This window comes from Parasphingomonas caseinilytica (assembly GCF_036663755.1).
GTDB lineage: Bacteria > Pseudomonadota > Alphaproteobacteria > Sphingomonadales > Sphingomonadaceae > Sphingomonas.
Genome location: NZ_JAXOJL010000008.1, coordinates 24,236 through 44,415, shown reverse-complemented (window position 1 = coordinate 44,415; position 20,180 = coordinate 24,236). Strand labels below are relative to the sequence as shown.

Annotated in this window: 20 protein-coding genes; 16 read left to right on the top strand and 4 right to left on the bottom strand. The window is 64.7% G+C overall.

Annotated elements, in window-relative coordinates:
- The first annotated feature begins 271 nt into the window (after positions 1-271).
- The 15 genes from U1738_RS15850 to U1738_RS15780 all read left to right on the top strand — a co-directional run bounded on the left by U1738_RS15850 (position 272) and on the right by U1738_RS15780 (position 14,689).
- Positions 272-883 (top strand): PEPxxWA-CTERM sorting domain-containing protein, encoded by a 612-nt coding sequence (locus tag U1738_RS15850; protein ID WP_332790021.1) that lies wholly within the window; start codon positions 272-274, stop codon positions 881-883.
- Between the two features lie 103 nt (positions 884-986).
- Complete coding sequence (locus tag U1738_RS15845; RefSeq protein ID WP_332790020.1) at positions 987-1,589, top strand: RNA polymerase sigma factor; 603 nt, start codon at positions 987-989, stop codon at positions 1,587-1,589.
- Entirely contained in the window at positions 1,586-2,215 is a 630-nt protein-coding gene (locus U1738_RS15840) for an anti-sigma factor family protein (RefSeq protein WP_332790019.1), read from the top strand. The genes U1738_RS15845 and U1738_RS15840 overlap by 4 nt, the downstream gene beginning before the upstream one ends.
- 2 nt (positions 2,216-2,217) lie before the next feature.
- The gene (locus U1738_RS15835; RefSeq protein WP_332790018.1) at positions 2,218-3,435 is read left to right on the top strand and encodes a S8 family peptidase; all 1,218 of its coding nucleotides are present in this window, start codon (positions 2,218-2,220) and stop codon (positions 3,433-3,435) included.
- The gene (locus U1738_RS15830) at positions 3,374-4,135 is read left to right on the top strand and encodes a TorF family putative porin (RefSeq protein WP_332790017.1); all 762 of its coding nucleotides are present in this window, start codon (positions 3,374-3,376) and stop codon (positions 4,133-4,135) included. Before U1738_RS15835 ends, U1738_RS15830 begins: the two co-directional genes overlap by 62 nt.
- Before the next feature lie 42 nt (positions 4,136-4,177).
- Positions 4,178-5,095 carry a LysR family transcriptional regulator gene (locus U1738_RS15825; RefSeq protein WP_332790016.1) on the top strand — a complete coding sequence of 306 codons (918 nt, stop codon included), beginning with the start codon at positions 4,178-4,180 and terminating at the stop codon, positions 5,093-5,095.
- 123 nt (positions 5,096-5,218) lie between these two features.
- The gene (locus U1738_RS15820) at positions 5,219-6,328 is read left to right on the top strand and encodes an FAD-dependent oxidoreductase (RefSeq protein WP_332790015.1); all 1,110 of its coding nucleotides are present in this window, start codon (positions 5,219-5,221) and stop codon (positions 6,326-6,328) included.
- Positions 6,329-6,339: 11 nt separating this feature from the next.
- Entirely contained in the window at positions 6,340-7,254 is a 915-nt protein-coding gene (locus tag U1738_RS15815; protein WP_332790014.1) for a VOC family protein, read from the top strand.
- A gap of 3 nt (positions 7,255-7,257) precedes the next feature.
- Complete coding sequence (locus tag U1738_RS15810; protein ID WP_332790013.1) at positions 7,258-8,415, top strand: alpha/beta hydrolase family protein; 1,158 nt, start codon at positions 7,258-7,260, stop codon at positions 8,413-8,415.
- The gene (locus U1738_RS15805) at positions 8,412-8,942 is read left to right on the top strand and encodes a hypothetical protein (protein WP_332790012.1); all 531 of its coding nucleotides are present in this window, start codon (positions 8,412-8,414) and stop codon (positions 8,940-8,942) included. The genes U1738_RS15810 and U1738_RS15805 overlap by 4 nt, the downstream gene beginning before the upstream one ends.
- 94 nt (positions 8,943-9,036) lie before the next feature.
- On the top strand, positions 9,037-11,451 hold the full coding sequence (locus U1738_RS15800; RefSeq protein WP_332790011.1) for a TonB-dependent receptor: 2,415 nt from the start codon (positions 9,037-9,039) through the stop codon (positions 11,449-11,451).
- 18 nt (positions 11,452-11,469) lie between these two features.
- The gene (locus U1738_RS15795) at positions 11,470-12,186 is read left to right on the top strand and encodes an EthD domain-containing protein (RefSeq protein ID WP_332790010.1); all 717 of its coding nucleotides are present in this window, start codon (positions 11,470-11,472) and stop codon (positions 12,184-12,186) included.
- A complete protein-coding gene (locus U1738_RS15790; RefSeq protein ID WP_332790009.1) occupies positions 12,183-13,136 on the top strand; it encodes an NAD-dependent epimerase/dehydratase family protein in 954 nt (317 codons plus the stop codon). The genes U1738_RS15795 and U1738_RS15790 overlap by 4 nt, the downstream gene beginning before the upstream one ends.
- Complete coding sequence (locus U1738_RS15785; RefSeq protein ID WP_332790008.1) at positions 13,133-14,119, top strand: fumarylacetoacetate hydrolase family protein; 987 nt, start codon at positions 13,133-13,135, stop codon at positions 14,117-14,119. Before U1738_RS15790 ends, U1738_RS15785 begins: the two co-directional genes overlap by 4 nt.
- A gap of 15 nt (positions 14,120-14,134) precedes the next feature.
- Complete coding sequence (locus U1738_RS15780; RefSeq protein WP_332790007.1) at positions 14,135-14,689, top strand: cupin domain-containing protein; 555 nt, start codon at positions 14,135-14,137, stop codon at positions 14,687-14,689.
- 96 nt (positions 14,690-14,785) lie between these two features.
- Here the strand turns inward: U1738_RS15780 and U1738_RS15775 are convergent, their stop codons facing one another.
- The 4 genes from U1738_RS15775 to U1738_RS15760 are packed head-to-tail and all read right to left on the bottom strand — an operon-like array spanning position 14,786 to position 19,314.
- Positions 14,786-16,000: an acetyl-CoA C-acetyltransferase gene (locus tag U1738_RS15775; protein ID WP_332790159.1), complete on the bottom strand. Its 1,215-nt coding sequence runs from the start codon at positions 15,998-16,000 to the stop codon at positions 14,786-14,788.
- A gap of 14 nt (positions 16,001-16,014) precedes the next feature.
- Complete coding sequence (locus tag U1738_RS15770; protein ID WP_332790006.1) at positions 16,015-17,211, bottom strand: CoA transferase; 1,197 nt, start codon at positions 17,209-17,211, stop codon at positions 16,015-16,017.
- A gap of 8 nt (positions 17,212-17,219) precedes the next feature.
- Positions 17,220-18,395 carry an acyl-CoA dehydrogenase family protein gene (locus U1738_RS15765; protein WP_332790005.1) on the bottom strand — a complete coding sequence of 392 codons (1,176 nt, stop codon included), beginning with the start codon at positions 18,393-18,395 and terminating at the stop codon, positions 17,220-17,222.
- A 10-nt stretch (positions 18,396-18,405) separates the two neighbouring features.
- Positions 18,406-19,314, bottom strand: a complete 909-nt coding sequence (locus tag U1738_RS15760) for an SDR family NAD(P)-dependent oxidoreductase (RefSeq protein ID WP_332790158.1) — start codon at positions 19,312-19,314, stop codon at positions 18,406-18,408.
- A gap of 121 nt (positions 19,315-19,435) precedes the next feature.
- On the opposite strand from U1738_RS15760, the gene U1738_RS15755 reads away from it, so the two are divergent.
- Entirely contained in the window at positions 19,436-20,170 is a 735-nt protein-coding gene (locus U1738_RS15755) for an IclR family transcriptional regulator (protein WP_332790004.1), read from the top strand.
- Positions 20,171-20,180: the final 10 nt, after the last annotated feature.

Here is a 20,180-nt window from a genome sequence, read left to right as displayed (position 1 = left end):
TCATCTGGTTGGTCGTGCCAAGCAAGACGCGACAAAGTACCGCCGTGCCGCAGGCCGGCGAGCGGGAATAAACTCAAAACCTAATAAAATATGAACCTGATCGGCCGTGGCGGGCACAAAGGGACGGAGCGACTGAAGCGCGTGCTGATCTTTTAGGTGGCGCGGCGCTCCCGCGATCGGCGTCTTCCCGGCGGATCGCGTCCCTGATGAAGCACGGAGTCTGCACATGCGCCGATCGATCACCACAATTTCATGGATACTCCCCCTCCTGTTGGCGGCGGCGCCGGCCGGAGCCGCGACCGTCATCGATGCGACGGGCGATTTCCTGCCGACCTATACCGGTCCACAGCTGGCGGATCTCGACGTGACGAGCTTCTCGGTGAACTTTGATCCGATCAGCAGGCTCTTCACGCTGGGGGCAACGTTCGCCGGTGCGATCGACCCGACGACGGGGGGAGCCTATATCTTCGGCGTGAACACCGGCACCGGCACGATCCGACCGTTCGCCGCGATCGGGCAGGCCAACGTGATTTTCAACCAGGCGATCACCGTCAACAAGAATGGCACCGGCACCCTCGGCGGCGTGGCGCTCAACCCCGCCGACATTGCGATCGCCGGCAACATCCTGACTCTAAAGATCGCCGCGTCTTTGCTGCCCAGCACGGGCTTCGCGCCCGAACAATACGGCTTCAACCTGTGGCCGCGCCTTGGTGCGGGCAATAGCGGAGTTACTGATTTCTCGCCCGAGAACGCGACGCTGTCGGTGGCCTCAGCGGTGCCCGAGCCGGCGAGTTGGGGCATGATGATCCTCGGCTTCGCCACGATCGGCGCGGGGTTGCGCTCGCGTGGCGGCGGTCGTCGGCGCGTTGGCTTGGCGGCCTGACGTTTAGACGATCATGTGACCCGCGCCGGCTGCATTCGATATCGCGCAGGATTGAAGCTTTTGCGGTGCCGAATGTACTAAGCATGAGGGCAAGGATCGATGCGTGGGCTATGGCGAACAGACTAGCATGAACGATGGCGCCGCGCGGGCCAATCGACCGGATTCCGACGGCGGGGACCTTGACCTGGTCGCTGCGGTGGGCGGCGGGGACCCGCGCGCTTTCGAGCAGCTCTATCGCCGTTACCAGCCCAGGCTCGCGCGCTTCGTTGGCAATCTCCTCCGGTCGTCCCCGGCGATCGAGGAGGTTGTCAACGACACGCTGATGGTGGTGTGGGATCGACCGCACAGCTTCGCCGGCACCAGCAAATTCTCCACCTGGCTGTTCGCCATTGCCTATCGCAAGGCGTTGCGCGCTCGGAATCGTCGTCCGTCGGCGTTGGACGAACCAGCCTGGGATACCGAACCGGACGCAGCGCCCGATCATGGGCTGGCCCGGGAGCGTGCCCACGCCTCGCTGCTGGACGCGATGCGGCACTTGTCGGCCGAGCATCGCGCGGTCGTCGACCTGACCTATTTTCATGATCTCGGCTATCGCGAGATCGCCGAGATCATGAATTGTCCGGTCGATACGGTGAAAACCCGCATGTTTCACGCCCGCCGCCACTTGCGCCGCAAGCTGGCCGGAAACCTGAGCGACTGGATATGACGATGGGACGAGTGATCCACCTGCGCGGCGATCCGCATGACGAAACCCAGGCGCTGCTGCCCTGGCACGTGACCGGCCGGCTCGATTCCGCCGATCGGCTGCTCGTCGAGGCCCATCTGGCGACATGCGCCGCCTGCCGGGAGGATCTCGCGCTCGAGCGCCGGCTCGGTGCCGCGATCCGCGAACTGCCGCTGGCGGCGGACGAGCAATGGGAACGTATGGCCGCCCGGCTGTCGCCACGTCCCGCCGATCATCGCGTCTGGTGGCGGCGGCCGGTTCATGTCGCGTGGTTCATCGGCGCGCAGGCCGCCGTGATCCTGCTGTGCATCGGCCTGGTCGCGAGCCAGCACACAGTCGCACCGCCGTCGGCATCGACCTATCGTGCGCTCGGCGACACCGCTACGCCATCGACGGGCAACGTGCTGGTGATGTTCACGCCCGCTTTGCCCCCGCGATCGGTGCGCGCGGCGATCGCGGCAGCGCGGGCACGGCTGATCGACGGGCCGACCGAAACCGGTGCCTATCTGCTGGCAGTGGCACCCGCCGATCGCGACCGGACGCTCGCGACCCTGCGAGCAAGGCCCGACGTGACGCTCGCCCAGCCGGTGGATGCGCCGAACCCATGATCATGCGGATGCTTGGCCTGCTGCTGCTCTGGACGCTCGTCCTTCCGGCGGCTGCGCACGCCGCACCGACGGTCGATGGCGAGCGGCGGATTCTCGTCATGCTGCGCCTTGCGCCGCCGCATTTCCGGTCCGGCACCGGCTATACCGGTGGTTATGGCGAGGATCAGTCGCTGGCGGGGCGACAGCGCATCGCCGCGGGGATCGCGCGACGTCACGGCGTGACGCTCGGCGGCAACTGGCCCATGCCGATCATCGGCATCGATTGTTTCATCATGATCGTGCCGGCCGGGCGCGACACCAAGGATTCGGCGGAGGAGATCGCGCACGATCGTGCCGTGCGATGGGCGCAGCCGATCGCCCGCTATCAAGCACTCGGCGCCGATCGTACCGATGCGCGGGCCGACCCGCTGTTCGCCGCCCAGCCAGCCGCGAAGGCCTGGCATCTCGCCGCACTGCATCGCGTCGCGACCGGACGTCACGTGAAGATCGCAGTAATCGACAGCGGGATCGATGCCGCTCACCCCGACCTGGCCGGGCAGGTGGCGGTATCGCGCGACTTCGTGGACGGACATGGAGCGTCGGCGGAGGATCACGGTACCGGTGTCGCCGGCGTGATCGCCGCGAAGACAGGCAACGGGCTGGGCATCTCCGGCATCGCGCCCGACGCGCGACTCTACGCGATGCGCGCGTGCTGGCAGCCCGCTCGTGCGCCGACCGTCTGCGATACGCTGAGCCTGGCCAAGGCGATCGCCCTGGCCGTCGAACAGCGCGTCGACATCATCAATCTCAGTCTCGGCGGCCCCGCGGATCGGCTGATCGCGACCCTGCTCAAGGTGGGCATGGCGCGCGGCATCGCGGTCGTCGCCGCCTTCGACACCACGAACGCCGGGGGATTTCCGGCATCGCTCGACGGCGTGATCGCGGTATCAGGATCGCCGGTCGAGGGCCTGCGCGGGCCCTATTCAGCGCCGGGGCGCGATATTCCGACGACCCAGCCGGGCCGTCGTTTCTATCTGGTGAGCGGCGCGTCCTATGCGGCCGCCGAGGTTAGCGGGTTGTTGGCGCTGGTGCGTGAGAAGCGGGGTTCGGGCGTTGGTGCGCGGAACCTGGTTTCTGCTAGGGTGGCCGGCGGGGAGATCGATGGCTGTGCGACGTTGCTTGGAAAATCACCCGCGTGCGATGCGGTTGGCGGCGGGCCGGGCACGCGGGGCCTGCGCTGAACGCGCGGGGTTCGCCGCCCTCGGCTTGCTGTCGCTCGCCCTCGCTCAGCCCGCCTCGGCCCAGGTGAGCGGATCGCTGCGCGTGGCGAGCGACGACCGCTGGCGCGGTCGCAGCATGAGTGCCGGTCGCCCCGTTGCCGCTGCGACGATCGCCTACGACGCGCCGGACGGCGGCTATATCGACGCTGCGGGGACGGCGACCTGGGCTCGTGGCGATGTCATCGCGCTGACCGGTGGCGCGATCGACGCCGGATACGCTTGGCGCGCATCGAACGGCGTTGCGATCGACATCGGCGCGGCTCGACAACAGTTCACCCGCTTTTCCAGCGGCGGTCGCGCGACCGGCTTCAGCGAGGTGTATGGCGGCATCACCGGCCGCAGCCTGGCGGGGCGCCTGTCCTACTCGCCGAAATATTTCGTGCGTGGTTCGCGAACCGTTTACGCCAATATTGAAGCGGTTGCGCGCCCCGCGACCGGCTGGCGGCTGACCGCCCATGCCGGTGCACTCGTCTACATCACGTTGCCCCCCGCGCGGGTCGGGCGGACGGTCGAATATGATTACAGCATTGGCGCCGTCCGCCGCTTCAAGGCCATCGAACTCCAGCTAAACCTGTCCTCGGGCGGACCCAGCCCGGACAATTACGGCGGCCGGGTCCGTAGCAGGACGGCCCTTGTCGCTGCGGCAATGGTTGCGTTTTGAGCCGTGTAGCAGCGCCACGTGCGTTCGCAAAAAGGGGATTTCATGCGTTTCAAAGGCCTCGACCTCAATCTGCTCGGCGTGTTCGACACGTTGATGCGCACGCGCAGCGTGTCGCGCTCGGCCGAGGAACTCAATCTCAGCCAGCCCGCGCTTAGCTCGGCATTGAAGCGGTTGCGCGAATATTTCGGCGATGACATCCTCGTGGCGCACGGCAAGCGGATGCTGCCCACCGCTTATGCCGAAAGCCTGTTACCGCAGGTGCGCGAAAGCCTGCGCGCGATCGAAAGTCTGATCGCCACATCGACGCGGTTCGATCCCGCCACGTCGCAGCGCACCTTCCGGCTGTGTTCGTCCGACTATATCTCGACCGCATTGCTCGCGCCGCTCGCGCGGGCGTTGGCGCGGGAGGCACCGGCGGTCCGGCTCGAACTGCTGATCAGCGAAGACCAGAGTTTCGCGCAACTCGAACAGGGCGCGATCGATCTGCTGATCACTCCGGAGGCCTATATCGACCGGAGCCTGCCGGCGGAGCATCTGCTCGACGAACGCCACGTCGTCGTGGGCTGGCGGGAAAACCCGCTCTTCGCCGGGCCGATCGACGAAGCGGCCTTCTTTGCGGCGGGCCATGTCACGGTCGCCATCGGCTATCATCGCACGTCAGTGTTCAGCGACCGCACCCTCGCCCTGATGGGCAAGCACGTCCGGGTGGAGATGACCGCTTCTTCGTTCGCGGTGGTGCCCTGGCTGTTGATCCACACCGAGCGGTTGGCGCTGATGCACGAACGGCTGGCGCTGGTCATGGCGGCGCATCATCCGATCGCCATCGCGGAGATCCCGTTCGAGTTTCCGACGATGCGCCAGATGGTGCAATATCATCCGGCGCGCGCCAGCGATCCCGGCCTGATCTGGCTGCGCGAACGGCTGCGCGATCAAACCGATATCGATAGATTGCATGAATGATATTCCATAAATTCCTTCAGTTTTACAAATTATAGCGTCCGACTATCCGTTGACTCGCGAGAACCCCGATGGGGTCTGACGAGAGGATGGCATGGGCTTCTATTTACTTGGCGGATCGGCGAGATGACCAAGATATTGGTCATCGGTGGCGGTATCGGTGGTCTCACGGCGGCGATCGCCCTGCGGCGCAAGGGCATGACGGTCGACCTGATCGAGCGTGATCCGAGCTGGTCGGTCTACGGCGTCGGCATCATCCAGCAGTCGAACGTCGTGCGGGCGATGAAGGAACTCGATCTCCTCGACGATTATCTCGAGGCCGGCTTCGGTTATGACGAAGTGTGCGTCTTCCTGCCCGACGGGCAACAGGTCGCACGGCTGGCCTCGCCTGCTTTGGTCGAGGGCTATCCGGCCAATGTCGGCATCGGGCGGCGGGCGCTCCACAAGGTGCTGGGCGACCGGACGATCGCAGCGGGTGCCAATGTCCGGCTGGGAGTGACCGTCGCGAGCCTTTACGACGATGGCGACGGCGTCGATATCGTCTTCTCGGACGGGACGGCGGGGCGCTACGACATCGTGGTCGGTGCGGACGGCCTCTATTCGCAGATCCGCGGCCTGATCTTTCCGGAAACGCCCGCGCCGGAATTCACCGGCCAAGCGGTGTGGCGTTACAATTTCGTGCGCTCCGCCGATGTTACCGGGCTTCACGCCTATGAAGGGCCGATCGGCGTCGGGCTGGTGCCGCTCGCCGACGATCTGATGTATATGTACCTGACGACGCCCGAGCCCGGCAATCCCCGCTACCGGCGCGAGAAGCTGGCCGAGGCGATGCGCACGAAGCTGGCCGGTATGCCGCCCGCGATTGCCGGTCTGGCCGTGCAGATCGTCGACGACGAGGCGGTCGTCTACAAGCCGCTGGAATGGTTGCTGGTCGAAGGGCCGTGGCACAAGGGCCGCGTGGTCCTGCTGGGCGATGCGGTCCATGCCACCACGCCGCATCTCGGGCAGGGCGGCGGCATGGCGATCGAGGATTCGATCGTCCTCGCCGAGGAGCTCGCGCGCGCCGAAACCCCGGAGGCCGGCTTCGCCGCCTATCGCGACCGCCGCTTCGACCGCTGCGCCTATATCGTCCGCGCCAGCCTCGCCATCTGCCTGGGGCAGATCGGCAAGGGGCCACGCGTCGAACAGGGCAAGGCCACGCACGATATGTTCGCCGTCACCGCGGCACCGATCTGAGAGGACGCACCATGAATGCCATTACGAGCAGGGTCACTGAAATCCGCTATGTCGGCTATGGCTGCCCCGACATCGACGCCGAGCGCGACTTCTACCGCGACATATGGGGGCTGAAGCATGTCGGCACCCAGGACGGGATGGAGCATTTCGCGACCGAGGGCAGCGACGAACTGTACGTCGTGCGCCTGCGGGCAGCGGAGGAAGAGCGCATCGATATCATCGCGCTGGCGGCCGACACGCGCGCCGATGTCGATGCGCTGTTCGCCAAGGTGGAGGCGGCAGGCTGCAAGATCATTTTCGCCCCCCGCGAGCTGACGACGTTCGGCGGTGGCTATGGCTTCCGCTTCTTCTCGGCCGATGGCCTGCCGTTCGAAGTATCGAGCGACGTCGCGCGCGGCACGTCGCGGCCGATGCTGCGCTGGGACGGCGTGCCGCAGAAGATCAGCCACATCGTCATGCACTCGCCCGACCACAAGGCGATGACGGCGTTCTTCGTCGACGTGCTCGGCTTCCGCGTGTCCGACTGGCTGGGCGACTTCATGAGTTTCCTCAGGTGCAACGAATGGCATCACCGCATCGCCTTCCTGCCCGGGCCGCCATGCCTGAACCATGTCGCGTATGACATGCTGACGGTGGACGACATGATGCGCGGGATCGCCCGGCTGCGAAAGATGGGCACCGACATACGCTGGGGTCCGGGACGCCACACGGCGGGCAATAATACCTTCAGCTATTTCACGACGCCGAACGGGTTTGCGGTGGAATATACGTCGGAACTGGAATCGGTCGACGACGCCACGCACGAGGCGAAGGTGCACGAGCCGGGGCCGGGCGTGATGGACCAGTGGGAAACCGGCGTCGGCGGCCCACACACGATGCCGCATCCCGAAGCGGACGCCGCCTTGTTCCAGCCAGCGGGGGTATAGCGCGTGGCGCTGTTCGAATATTTCCCCAATTATGTCTGGAACCTGTCGGTTTCGATCGCGCTCGAAAGCGGCGCGAAGATCGGCGAGATCATCGATATGTGCGCGCCGATCCGCGATGCCGCCGCACGCGGCGAGGACGGCGGCACGGCTGCGTTCATGGCCGAATGGTCCAAGATGGCGGACAAGCTTGCCGGGCTTGCTGGCGAAGACGAGACGAACGGGCGTCTGTTCTCGGCGGGCGAGAAATTGAAACGCGCGTCGCTCTATTACCAGATGGCCGAGCGGATGCAGGGGCACGGCCATCCCGGTCGCGAGGAAACCTATGCGAAGGCGCTCGACAGCTTCGCGCGCGGGACGCTTTTCGCCAAAGACAATGTCGAGCGGGTCGAGATCGCCTACGAAGGCAAGACGCTGTCCGGGCTGTGGACGGTCGGTGTCGGGCAAGGGCCGCGCCCGGCGGTCGTCTATTGCAACGGGCTGGATAGCACCAAGGAACTGATCTTCTTTTCCTGGCTGCCGCATGCGCTCGCCAAGCGCGGGATTTCCTGCCTGTGCGTCGATCAGCCGGGCACTGGCGAGGCGCTGCGCCTGCAGGGCATTCCGGCGCGCGCCGACAGCGAGGCGTGGGCGTCGGCGTGGGTTGATTGGTTGGAGGGGCGTGACGAGGTCGATGACCAGTTGATCGGAATGACCGGTCTTTCGCTGGGCGGCCATTATGCGCCGCGGGCGGTGGCGTTCGAACCACGGTTTGCGAGCGGCGCGGTGTGGGGTGCCAATCATGACTGGGCGGAAGTCCAGCAGAAGCGGATGCGGCGCGAGGGCGAGAACCCGGTGCCGCATTACTGGAGCCATGTCTGGTGGGTGTTCGGGGCGAAGGATCAGGCCGATTTCCTCGAAAAGGCGAAGGGCATGACGCTGGAGGGGATCATGGACCGGATCATGGTGCCGTTCCTCGTCACGCACGGCGAAAACGACCGCCAGATCGGGCTCGACTACGCCCGGCAGAGTTACGACCAATTGGTCAATTCACCCCGGCGCGAACTCAAGATCTTCACGCCGCGCGAGGGCGGGGTCGAGCATGTCGGTGCCGATAATATGAGTTTCGGTCGCGATTATATCGCCGACTGGTTCGCGGAGACGCTCGGCGGCCGGACCGCGTGACGCGGGGCGTTCTCGATGCGCAGGTGCTGCTGCGGCGCGACACGGTAGCGAGTGCGGTCGTGAACGCGGTGGTGAGCATCGGGTTCTTTCTGCTGGTCTTCGGATGGATGCCGGTTGCGGGACGATCGCTCGCGATCGATTTTCTGGCGCAGACGTTCGGCATCACGTTCCTGGGCGGAATCGTACCGTCGTTCATCATGCTGGCGAGAGTTCGCAAAGGCATCCTGTCGACTGCGGGTCCGGTGCCGTCGGGCGCCAAGCAGATCTGGCGATTGTTCGTTCTGGCGCTGGCGGCGATGCCGCTGCTGGGCGGGGCGGCACTGCTATCGATGCTCGCATTCGGCCCGGCAATCATGTCGCCGCAGACCGCGCTGATCGTGAAGTGCCTTTATGGCGGGCTGGTCGGGATCCTGACGACGCCGCCGATCCTGCGGAGCGCGATGGGCATGCCGTTCTGGCCGGGGCGTGCGTCGCGCGGATCGGCGGGGAGAGTCGATACCAACGCAATCCATAAAATCTATAAATGATATTTGATAAATATAAACAACTTCTCTGATGATCCGGACCGTGGTTTTTACCGGTCACCGGACCGCCAGGAATGCGGCCGATAAGGAGAGGATTATGCGTTGCGATTTTTTGACGACATCCACGGCGTTGGTCGCGATCATGATCGGCACCGCAGCCCATGCGCAGACCGCTACGCCCGCGCCGCAGACGGTGCCCGCAGCGGATGCGCCACCTGCTGAAGAGGGATTGGCGGAAATCGTCGTCACGGCGCAGCGCCGAACCGAAAGCGCGCAGCGCGCGGCGATCGCGATCGACGTCGTTTCACCCGCGGAACTCGCCAGCAAGGGCGTGATGACCGCAGCGACGCTCAACGCCGTGGCACCCGCATTGACCGTGCAGCAGGGCGGCGGTGCCAACACGACCTTCTTCATTCGCGGCGTCGGGAACTACACCAACAACGCGTATTCCGATCCGGCGATCGCGTTCAATGTGGACGGCGTGTATCTCGGGCGCCCCACCTCGACCACCGGCACCTTCTTCGATCTCCAGCGGATCGAGGTGCTGAAAGGGCCGCAGGGCACCCTGTACGGCCGCAACGCGACGGGCGGCGCGATCAACGTGATCCCCAACAAGCCGATCCTCGGGCAACGCTCGCTGAGCGTCGCCTTCGGTGCCGGCAATTACACCGCGACCAATGTCGAGGTCGCCGCCAACCTGCCGATCGGCGACGATGCCGCACTTCGGGTCGCAGCCACATCGGCCTATCACAACGGCTATTATCAGGACGGGACGGGCGACGAGAACGGCAAGGCGGTGCGCGTGCAGCTGCTGGTGAAGCCGACCGCCAATCTCAGCCTGCGCCTGTCCGGCGACTATTCGCACCAGGGTGGTCTGGGCAGCGGAGCGAGCTATGTCGGGACAGAGAATTACACGCCCGGCTCGCCGGCGACCGCGACTTCGCCGGCGAACTACACGTTCACGCCAGCCAATCTCGATCCCTATAGCGGGCTGCTCTCCACTGCCGGCCGGGCCTATTTCAGCCGTCAGGTGATCCCCGGTGCGTTCATCAATCCGGCTCCGCTCAGCACGCCGTATCTCGACAACAATTATTACGGTGTCACGGGCGACATCTCGCTCGATACCGATGTCGGCACGCTCACGATCCTGCCGGCCTATCGCCGGTCGGAACTCGATTTCGTGTTCAACGGCCCCTCGTTCCGGTCGTCGCACAATGTGGAGACCAACACGCAGTTCAGCACCGAAGCCCGCTTCGAAGGCAAGCGCGTCGGCCCGATCGACTGGCTGGTCGGCCTGTATTATTTCGACGAGACGGTTCGGGGCCGGTACGCGATCAACCAGTATCAGATCATCTCGTTTCAGGATTTCAGTTCGAAGACCAAATCCTATGCCGGGTTCGGCCGGCTGACGCTCAATCTGACCGATCGCCTGCGCCTCGTCGGTGGCGGCCGCTACACGAAGGACAAGAAGAATTTCGACGCCAATGTCGCGACGCTGGTGGAAATCTGCGGGGCGGCCTCCTGCATCGGCGGACCTTCGCTTCCCGTCATCGATACGCTCAGCCAGTTCGTGGGCGGTCCAACGGTACCGGGCGTGCCCGTTCCTTATGGAACGCGCGGCAATCTGGTATTGTACCTCCCCAACACCGTGAAGTCCGCGATCGACAATGGTCGTTTCACCTATCGCTTGGCGGGTGAATTCGATCTCGGGCCCCGATCCCTGCTCTATGCAAGCTACGAGACCGGCTATCGCTCGGGCGGCTTCTCCGTCGCGCCGGGGCACGAGATGTTCCAGCCCGAATATGTCGATGCCTGGACCTTGGGATCGAAGAACCGCTTCTTCGACAACCGGCTTCAGCTCAACATCGAAGCCTTTTACTGGAAATATCGCGACCAGCAGGTGTCGCATTTCGGTATCGATGCGAACAATTCGGTCAATTTCTTCACCGAGAATGTCGGCCGATCGACGCTCAAGGGCATCGACGTCGATGTCCGGTTCCTAGCGACGCGCAACACGCAGCTCACCGGCACGGTCCAGTATCTCGACTCCAAGGTGAATTCCTACACGTATCAGGTGCCCAAGGCCGCGCTGCAACCGGTCGTCGGCTGCCCGTTCTCGACGCCGAGCGCCGCCAGCACCGTCTATATCGTCGATTGCTCGGGCAAGCCTGCGTACAATTCGCCGAAATGGTCGGTGAATGGCGGTATCGATCAGACGATCCCGCTGGGCGACAACAAGGCCGTCCTGTCCGGCAGCGTGCAATATCGCTCCAACGCGGTGATCGGTTTCGATTATCTGGCGCAGCAGAACACGGGCGACAACACGACGTTCGACGCCTCGGTGAGCTTCGGCAAGGCCGACGATCGCTGGACGCTGACCGGGTATGTCCGCAACCTCACCAATCGCGCGGTGCCGACCTATGCCCAGTATGTCGGCAGCGTCGGCAACCAGATCACCTCGACCTATGCTCCGCCACGCACCTACGGCGCGCGGCTGGCATTCAGTTTCTAGCATCGGGAGGCGCTGCGGATGATCAAGTTCTTTTTCCTGGGGCGACGCGCGCCGGGCCTGACGCGGCAGGCTGCACAGGCGCATCTGCGCAAAGTGCATGGCCGGATGGTCGTCCTGCCACCCCCGGATGCCGGCGCGCTGCCGGCATATTATGTGCAGAACCATGTCGTCGACGGCGGCTATCCGGCGGGTGATGGCCCCCATGCGATCGAGCGCGATCTGGTGACGGAGGTGAATTTCGAAAGCATGCCGGCGATGCAGGCGGCGCTGGCGACGCCTTACTATCTCGAAACGCTCAGCCCGGACGAGCCCCGTTTCGTGCACAATCCCAGCGTCGTCCGCCTCAATCTCGCCCCGCACACGATCGTGGAGGGTGCGAGAACCTCCGCCAAACTGTTCGTTTTCGTGAGCCGCACGCCCGACCTCGATGATGACCGTTGGACCGCGATCCGCGACGGCATTGCCGAGACGATGAGGGGTTGGGACGGCATCGCGGCGCTGACCGAAAACGTCGTCGCCCCGCCGCCGCACGGTCAGCGGTTCGCCGATAGCGTGTTCGAGGCGTGGTTCGATGGCCATGCCGCAGCCATGGCCGCAGCGTCGCAGGTGTCCGCACTGTTCAACGCCGACGGGATCGATCGTGATCGTTCGCTGACGATCGTCGCCGAGGAATTTACCGAGGAACGGCTGCGGGCGCTGCTGGCCGAAACCACCGCAGAGCAAGGCCGTTCGTGACACGTCCGGCGCAGCGTATTCTGGTGACGGGCGCGGATGGTTTCATCGGCGCCCGGCTGGTGCGCGCGCTGCTGGCCGATCCGCGCTTCGCCGATGCCGTCATCATGCTCAACGATCTTAGCCTGACGAACGGGATCGACGATCCACGGATCGTCCGCTGCGAAGGCGATTTCGGCGACCCGGCGATCCGCGCGAAACTGGTCGCGAATACGCCCGACCTGGTGTTCCATCTCGCCGGCATCTTGGGCGGCGCGGCGGAGGCGGACTATCCGGCGGCGCGCCGCGTCAATGTGGATGCGACGCTGGTGTTGCTGGAGGCGCTGCGGAACGAGGATGCGCCGCCACGCGTCGTATTCGCGAGTTCGATCGCGGTCTTCGGCCCGCCCTTGCCCGATGCGATCGACGATGACACGACCCCGCTGCCGACGATGATCTACGGCGCGCAGAAGCGGATGATGGAAATCGCCGTGGAGCAGTTCAGCGCGCGCGGCTGGATCGACGGATTGGCCCTGCGCCTGCCCGGTATCGTCGCGCGGCCGGGGGCGGATGCCCGACTGAAGTCGGCCTTTCTCAACGCCTTGTTCTATCGCTTCGCCGCAGGCGAGGCCATCACGCTGCCGGTGCGGGCAGCGGGCACGACCTGGCTGATATCGGTCCGGGCCTGCGTCGCGGCCCTGTTGCATGCCGGCACGATCGAACGCGATCGGCTGGGGCGGCGGCGAGCGATGACGCTGCCGGCGCAGCACGTCCGTTTCGACGATCTCGTCGCAGCGATCGGGCGGCGCTTTCCGGATAGCGGGGCGCGGGTCGATTATGCCCCCGATGCGACGATCGAGATGCAATTCGGCAGCCAGCCACCACTGACGACCCCGCTCGCCGACGCGCTGGGGTTCGTTCATGACGGCGATATCGACGTGCTGGTGGCGCGCGCGATGGAGGACGGCGCATGAAACTGGCCACGATTTCCGACGGAACACGCGATGGCGCGCTCGTCATCGTCTCGCGCGATCTGACGCGCGCCGTGCCCGCAAGCGACATCGCCGCCACCCTGCAGGATGCGCTCGATCGCTGGGAAGAGGTGCAGCCCGCGCTGAGCGCCCGGTTCGAGGCGCTCGAGGCGGGTACGGCGGACGGCGTTCAGGTCTTCGATCCGGCGACGGCGCTGGCCCCGTTGCCGCGTGCCTGGCAATGGCTCGACGGATCCGCGTTCGAAAGCCACGGCGACCTGATGCAGGCGGTGTTCGGTCTGGAGCCCAATCCCAAGGGCCGCCCGCTGATGTATCAGGGCATGTCCGACACTTTTCTCGCACCGACGCAGGATGCCGCCTTCCCAAGCGAGGCGGACGGGATCGATTTCGAGGGCGAATTCGGAATCATCGTCGATGCCGTGCCGTTGGGCGTGACCGCATCCGAGGCCGAACGCCACATCCGCCTCGTCGTGCAGATCAACGACTGGTCGCTGCGAGCAATCGCCCCGATCGAGATGAAGACCGGCTTCGGCTGGGTACAGGCCAAGCCCGCCAGCAGCATGGCACCGGTGGCGGTGACGCCGGACGAACTGGGCGCGGCGTGGCGCGACGGGCGTGTCGACCTACCGCTGATCGTCGACTGGAACGGCACGCGGTTCGGCGCGGCGTCGGGTTATCCGATGGCGTACTCGCTGCCCGAACTCGTCGCCCATGCGGCGCGGACGCGCGCATTGTGCGCTGGGACCATCATCGGCACGGGCACGGTATCGAACGCGAATTTCCGCGAGGTGGGGTCGTCGTGCATCGCCGAACGGCGCGGGATCGAATTGCTGGACGAAGGTGCCGCGAGAACCCCGTTCATGCACTTCGGAGACCGGGTCCGGATGGAAGCCCGCACGGCCGAGGGCAAACCCTTGTTCGGCGCGATCAACCAGCATGTGGTCGCGGTCAGTCCTGTTCTTTAATTTCGGAGACATGCCATGTCGAACATCCGCCGTATCGTGACCGGCCATAATGCGGCCGGCAAGGCGATTATCCAGTCCGATGCGCCGCCGACGCGCATCGAGAAGATCGGCCCCAAAGGCCCTGTCTTCTACGAAATCTGGAGCACGCGCGAGACGCCGGCGAAGATCGACAAGGCCAGCGGCGAATATCCCGAAACCGGCCTCATCCTGCCGCCGCCGCCCGGCGGCACGCGCATCCGCGTGCTCGATATCCCGCCCGAAACGGAGGATTTCGAGACCATCAGCGAAGAAGAAGCGCGCGAGCATTTCGCCGCGATCGGCATGGAGGACGCCTCCACGGCCGCCAAAGGCGCGCCGCATCCGTTCATGCACCGGACGCAGAGCATCGATTACGGCATCGTGATCGAAGGTGAACTGGTTCTGATCATGGACGAGGGCGAGACCATCTGCCGCCCCGGCGACATCGTCGTCCAGCGCGGCACCAATCACGCGTGGTCGAACCGTTCCGACCGGAACTGCCGGATCGCCTTCATCCTGATCGACGGCGAGTTTGCGGACGGCCTGGTCTGATACAGCGCTCGCGACAAGGCACGAGGACGCCAGCCCGACAAATTGGGGCTACGGCGCTTGTGCGCTGACCAGCGCGGTCGCACTGGTTCCGCGCGATTATCTGGCGCGCTCGAAAACGGCGGCCAGGCCCTGCCCTCCGCCAATGCACATCGTCTCGAGGCCAAACCGACCCTCCCGGCGAACCAGCTCGCGCGTGAGGTTGGCGAGTATTCGTCCGCCGGTGGCGCCGATCGGGTGGCCCAGGGAAATGCCGGATCCGTTCACATTCAGGATGCCGTGCCGACTGTCATCTTCGGACCATCCCCAACCCTTGAGACACGCCAGAACCTGTGCCGCAAAGGCTTCGTTGAGTTCGACAAGATCGATGTCGTCCCAGCCGAGCCCGGTTCGTTTGAAGAGACGTTCGACAGCAGGAACGGGCCCGATGCCCATGCGGCTCGGATCGCATCCCGCTGCCGCCGCGCCATGGAACCACGCTATCGGCTCGAGACCGAGTTCTTCGAGCTTGTCCTCCGCCACGACAAGGCAGGCCGCCGCCGCATCGTTTTGCTGACTTGCATTACCTGCGGTGACGACACCGCTTTCCAGGGGCTTGAGCAAGCCGAGCGTCTCCACGCTGGCGTCGGCGCGGTAGCCTTCGTCATGGGCGAACAGGATCGCGCCGCCCTTCTTTTGGGGCACCGGGACGGGCACGAGTTCGTCGTCGAACAGCCCTTGCTGCCAGGCCGCCGATGCGCGTTGGTGGCTGCGCGCGGCATAGCTATCGCAGGCTTCCCGATCGATTCCGAAATCGTTCGCAAGGTTTTCCGCCGTCTCGATCATGCCGGAGATCACCCCGAAGCGCTCGACGGGTTGCGACATCAGTCGACCACGGGAGAGCCGATCGTGCAGCACGAGACCGCCCGTCCGCATCCCTTTGCGTATGTCGGTCGAATAATGTTCGACATTGGACATCGACTCGACGCCGCCTGCGACGACAACGTCGGACATCCCGGTCTGCACCATCATCGCGGCATTGGCGATCGACTGAAGACCCGAGCCGCAGCGCCGATCGAGCTGGTAGCCCGGAACCTCGATCGGAAGGCCGGCCGCCAACCAGGCCCAATGGCCGATACAGGGCGCCTCGCCATTTCCATAGGATTGCGCGAAGACGACATCGTCGACGCGCGCAGGATCCAGCTTGGTTCGTTCGACGAGCGCTTTCAGGACGCACGCGCCGAGTTGCGCCGCGGAAAGCGAAGCGAGCCCGCCGCCGAACTTTCCGACGGCGGTACGGATGGGGCTGACGATAGCTGCGCGGCGAAGAAGTATAGTGATAGTCCCTGCTAAGCGATGCCGACGATACCCGCGTCGTGCAGGCGGGCGATCTCCGCCGACGACAGAGACAGGCGCTCGGCAAGCACCTCCTCGCTGTGCTGGCCGTTTCGGGGCGCGGACAGTGGCGGGTGGCGCGGAAGCTGCGGCGAGGTGACGAAGGCTCCCGCCGCCGGATAGTCGAAGCCGCTGGGGTTACGCGCGGTCCCGAAAATCGGGTTGTCCGCGACGAGCATCGGATCGTGCACGGCGTCCAGCATCGTTCGATAGACCGAATAGACGATGCCGCCGGCATCCAGCGCTGCGGCGAGATCGCCATACGTGCGCGCAGCTACAGCGCGCTCGAACAAAGGGTAAAGCGCATCACGGTGCGTAAATCTCAGACCATCGTCGGTATCGAACGATACGCCACGCGCCGTTTCGACCGCTCGAACCTGATCGCCGAGATCGAGCGAGGCGACCAATTCCGTCCACTGCCGGGGCGTAACCACCACGATCATCGTTCGACGCCCGTCCGAGGTCATGAAATCGCGGCCGAAAAGACCGTAGACCGTATTGCCGAGGCGAGGACGGTTCGCACCGGCGTGGAGCATTTCCGCGACACCGCCGAGATTGGCTACGGTTCCGATGGCTACGTCGGACAGGGGTATGCGTATCTCGCAGCCTTTGCCGGTGACTTCCCGCTGACGGATCGCGGCAAGCAGTGCGAACGCTGCGTATGAGCCGGTGAGCAGATCCCAGGCGGGCAGGACATGATTGACCGGCTCTGGCCCCTCGCCCGTCATCATCGGATAGCCGACGGCATTGTTGACGGTGTAGTCGAGCGCGGCGGACCCGTCCGCCCACCCCATGACGCGGATCGTCACGAGGTCGGGGCACCCCTCAGCGAGTGTCTCATGTCCAAGAAAGCCGGTCGCCGGGAAGTTGGTGATAAACTGCCCGGTCGCCCGCACGAGTTCCTGCAACAACTCGCGCCCTTCCGGCCGGCGCAGGTCCAGCGCCACCGACTTCTTGGCTCGGTTGAGATTTTCCCAATACAGGGAGTCGTTCGCCTCGGTCACTGGCCAGCGGCGGTAATCGGGTCCGCCACCGATCTGATCGACCCTGATCACTTCGGCGCCCATCTGTGCACAGTAGAGACCGGCCGACGGCGAGGCGACGAAGGACGAAGCCTCGATGATCGACAGGCCCGAAAGCAGATCGTACATTCCGCGACCTACGCCGCCGCGTTCACATCGCGCAGCATATGCTTGGCGATCTGCAACTGGAGGATCTGAGTCGTCCCTTCGTAGATGCGGTAGATACGCGCATCACGAAAGAAGCGTTCGGCGTCATATTCCGCGAGGTAGCCGGCGCCGCCATAGACCTGCACGCAGGCATCCGCCACGCGCCCGCACATCTCGCTGGCGAACACCTTGAAGGCGGCGGCCTGGCGAATCACGCTCTCGCCCGCATCCGCCCGCGCGGTGACGTCGGCCATCATGCTTTCGGCGGCGTAGATGTCGATCTCGCTCTGGGCGAGCATCTGCTGGATAAGCTGGAAATTGGCGATCGGCTCGCCGAACGCCTTGCGGTCGATGGCGTAGCGAACCGCGCTGTCGAGGATGCGGCGGGCATAACCCGTGGCCGCAGCACCCACCGACATGCGGCCATTGTCGAGGCTCTTCATCGCAAGGGCGAAGCCACGCCCCATCTCGCCGCCGAGAAGTGCGTCGTCAGGCACGTGAACGTTATCAAGGATCACGTCGGCAATGTGGCTGCCCGATTGGCCCATCTTCTTGTCGATCTTGCCGACCGTGACGCCGGGCGTGTCCATCGATACGATGAAGGCGGAGACGTGCGCATTCTTCGGCTGGTTCTCGCGACTGGTGCGCGCCATCACCAGCGACACCGCCGCTTCGGGCGAGTTGGTGATGTAGCGCTTGGTGCCGTTCAACACCCAGCCATTGTCGGTCTTCACCGCCATGGTCTGCATGCCCGCCGAATCCGATCCCGAACCGGGCTCGGTAAGGCCGAAACAGGCTATCTCGCCGGCGGCGATGCGCGGCAGCCATTCGGCCTTTTGCCGATCCGTGCCGCCATTCTTCAGCGCGGAGCAAAACATGCCGATGTTGATCGAGAGTACCGAGCGGAAGGCCGGCATCGCATAGCTGAGTGCGTGAACAGTGCGGACATATTGGCTTACGCTCATGCCCGCGCCGCCATAGTCTTCCGGCGTGGTCAGCCCGAACAGGCCCATCCCGCGCATCTCGCCGAGGATTTCGGCGGGGATGCCGTCCTGCGCGATGATCTCGCGTTCGGCGGGAATTAGCCGATCGCGGACGTAACGGCGAAGCTGGTCCAGGAACTGATCGAAATCGTCAGGATCCATGCCGAGGTTGGCAGCGGTCATCTCTGTGTCCTCAGATGGGATCATAGGAAAAGATGTGACCGGAAACCTCGTCGGCGCGCGCGAACGAAGATCGCAACGCCGGCTCAAGCTCATCGGCGATCGCATCGGCCGTCCAGCCATCCGTCTTGATCATCGAGCGAACCGGACGTGGTTTCGAGAAGAGCAGGATCTCGTTCTTACGGACGCAGAAGATCTGATTGGTCACATCGACCGAGCGATCGGAGCAAAGATAGGCCACGAGCGGCGCGATCTTGTCCGCCGTCATGGCCTGAAGGCGACGAACCCGTTCCAGCTGTTCCGGCGTGTCCGCCTGAATGGACGAGGTCATGCGGCTCCACGCGAATGGTGCGATGCAGTTCGACCGGACTCCGGCACGCGCCATATCGAGCGCGATCGATTGCGAAAGACCGACGACGCCAAGCTTGGCGGCGGAGTAATTGGCTTGCCCGACATTGCCGATCAGGCCGCTCGTCGACGTGAAGTGGACGAAGCTGCCGGATTTCTGATCCCGGAAATAGGGTGTCGCCGCCTTGGATACATTGAAGACGCCGGTCAGGTTGACGTCGATGACCGAGCGCCAATCCTCGAAACTCATCTTGTGCCAGATGGCGTCGCGAACGATGCCCGCATTGTTGACGACGCCATCGATCCGACCGAAAACCCGAACAGCGTCCTCAATGATGCCGGTCGCCTCCGCGGGGATCACGACGTTGCCGAGATTGGCGATGGCCTTGCCGCCGGCCGCCACGATATCCCGCGCCGTGGACTCGGCGGGCGTTGCGTCGCCGCCATCGCCCGCTTGTGCGACACCCGGATCGTTGACGACGACCGCCGCACCCAAACTCGCGCAATGCAGTGCCACCTCCCGACCGATGCCGCGTCCTGCACCGGTGACGGCAACAACCTTGCCTTCGAGAATCCTCACCTCACATTCCTCCAGCTTTTTCGCTTGAGAGCATTATGGCGGAATCAAATCGTTCTCAATAAGAAGAATCATTTTTCATCTATTGGAGAAATACAACCCGCGCTATCGTCGGTCGATGGTTCCATCCGTATCCCGTGGCTTCACCATCATGCGACTGCTGGCCGAAGCCGGCGCGCTCTCGCTGTCGGAGATCACCCGCGCGGCCGCGCTCAGTTCGTCCAGCTGCTTCAACCTTCTGGCCACGTTGATCGAAGAAGGGGCGGTGGAACGCGAGCCCGGCAGCAAGCGCTATCGGCTCTCCCCATTGTGGATAGACGTTGCGGCCCTGAAGGATGGGGAGCCACAAAGGCTCGCCGATCGCGCGCGACCGGCGATGACGCGGTTCGCTTCGAAGTTCGAAGCCGCGATCGGCCTGTGGACGCCCGCGAAAGGCAATCGCTTGAATCTCGTCGCCCGCGCCGAAAGCGAGACTGCGATGCGCATCCAGCTGATCGATGGACAGCGCCAGCCGGATGGCAGCGGCGCGGTCGGGCGCGCATTTGCCGCAGCGCAGGGGCTGTCGGAGGACGACCTTCGGCACCGATACGATGTGGTGCGATGGCAGCGGGAGGTGACTTTTTCCGACTATGCGAAACAGGTCGAGTCTGCCGCGGAGCAGGGGTTTGCCGTCGACGACGGATATACGCATCTTGGCGTCTGTTCCGTTGCAGCCGCCTGGCGGCGGGGCGACTATGTCTTCGTATTGTCTGCCAGCGTGATAGCGGCCACCAGAACCGCGGAGCAGGTCGGCGCGCTCGGGGCTGCCTTATCGGCGCTGTCGGGCCAACCGCCATTCGCCATGCCATCCTAAACCAACGTGG

Excerpts from the sequence above, each read along its gene's own strand:
- U1738_RS15840 (WP_332790019.1), top strand. The coding sequence starts at position 1,586 with ATGACGATGGGACGAGTGATCCACCTGCGCGGCGATCCGCATGACGAA.
- U1738_RS15835 (WP_332790018.1), top strand. The coding sequence starts at position 2,218 with ATGCGGATGCTTGGCCTGCTGCTGCTCTGGACGCTCGTCCTTCCGGCG.
- U1738_RS15825 (WP_332790016.1), top strand. The coding sequence starts at position 4,178 with ATGCGTTTCAAAGGCCTCGACCTCAATCTGCTCGGCGTGTTCGACACG.
- U1738_RS15820 (WP_332790015.1), top strand. The coding sequence starts at position 5,219 with ATGACCAAGATATTGGTCATCGGTGGCGGTATCGGTGGTCTCACGGCG.
- U1738_RS15815 (WP_332790014.1), top strand. The coding sequence starts at position 6,340 with ATGAATGCCATTACGAGCAGGGTCACTGAAATCCGCTATGTCGGCTAT.
- U1738_RS15800 (WP_332790011.1), top strand. The coding sequence starts at position 9,037 with ATGCGTTGCGATTTTTTGACGACATCCACGGCGTTGGTCGCGATCATG.
- U1738_RS15795 (WP_332790010.1), top strand. The coding sequence starts at position 11,470 with ATGATCAAGTTCTTTTTCCTGGGGCGACGCGCGCCGGGCCTGACGCGG.
- U1738_RS15785 (WP_332790008.1), top strand. The coding sequence starts at position 13,133 with ATGAAACTGGCCACGATTTCCGACGGAACACGCGATGGCGCGCTCGTC.
- U1738_RS15780 (WP_332790007.1), top strand. The coding sequence starts at position 14,135 with ATGTCGAACATCCGCCGTATCGTGACCGGCCATAATGCGGCCGGCAAG.
- U1738_RS15770 (WP_332790006.1), bottom strand. The coding sequence starts at position 17,211 with ATGTACGATCTGCTTTCGGGCCTGTCGATCATCGAGGCTTCGTCCTTC.
- U1738_RS15765 (WP_332790005.1), bottom strand. The coding sequence starts at position 18,395 with ATGACCGCTGCCAACCTCGGCATGGATCCTGACGATTTCGATCAGTTC.
- U1738_RS15755 (WP_332790004.1), top strand. The coding sequence starts at position 19,436 with ATGGTTCCATCCGTATCCCGTGGCTTCACCATCATGCGACTGCTGGCC.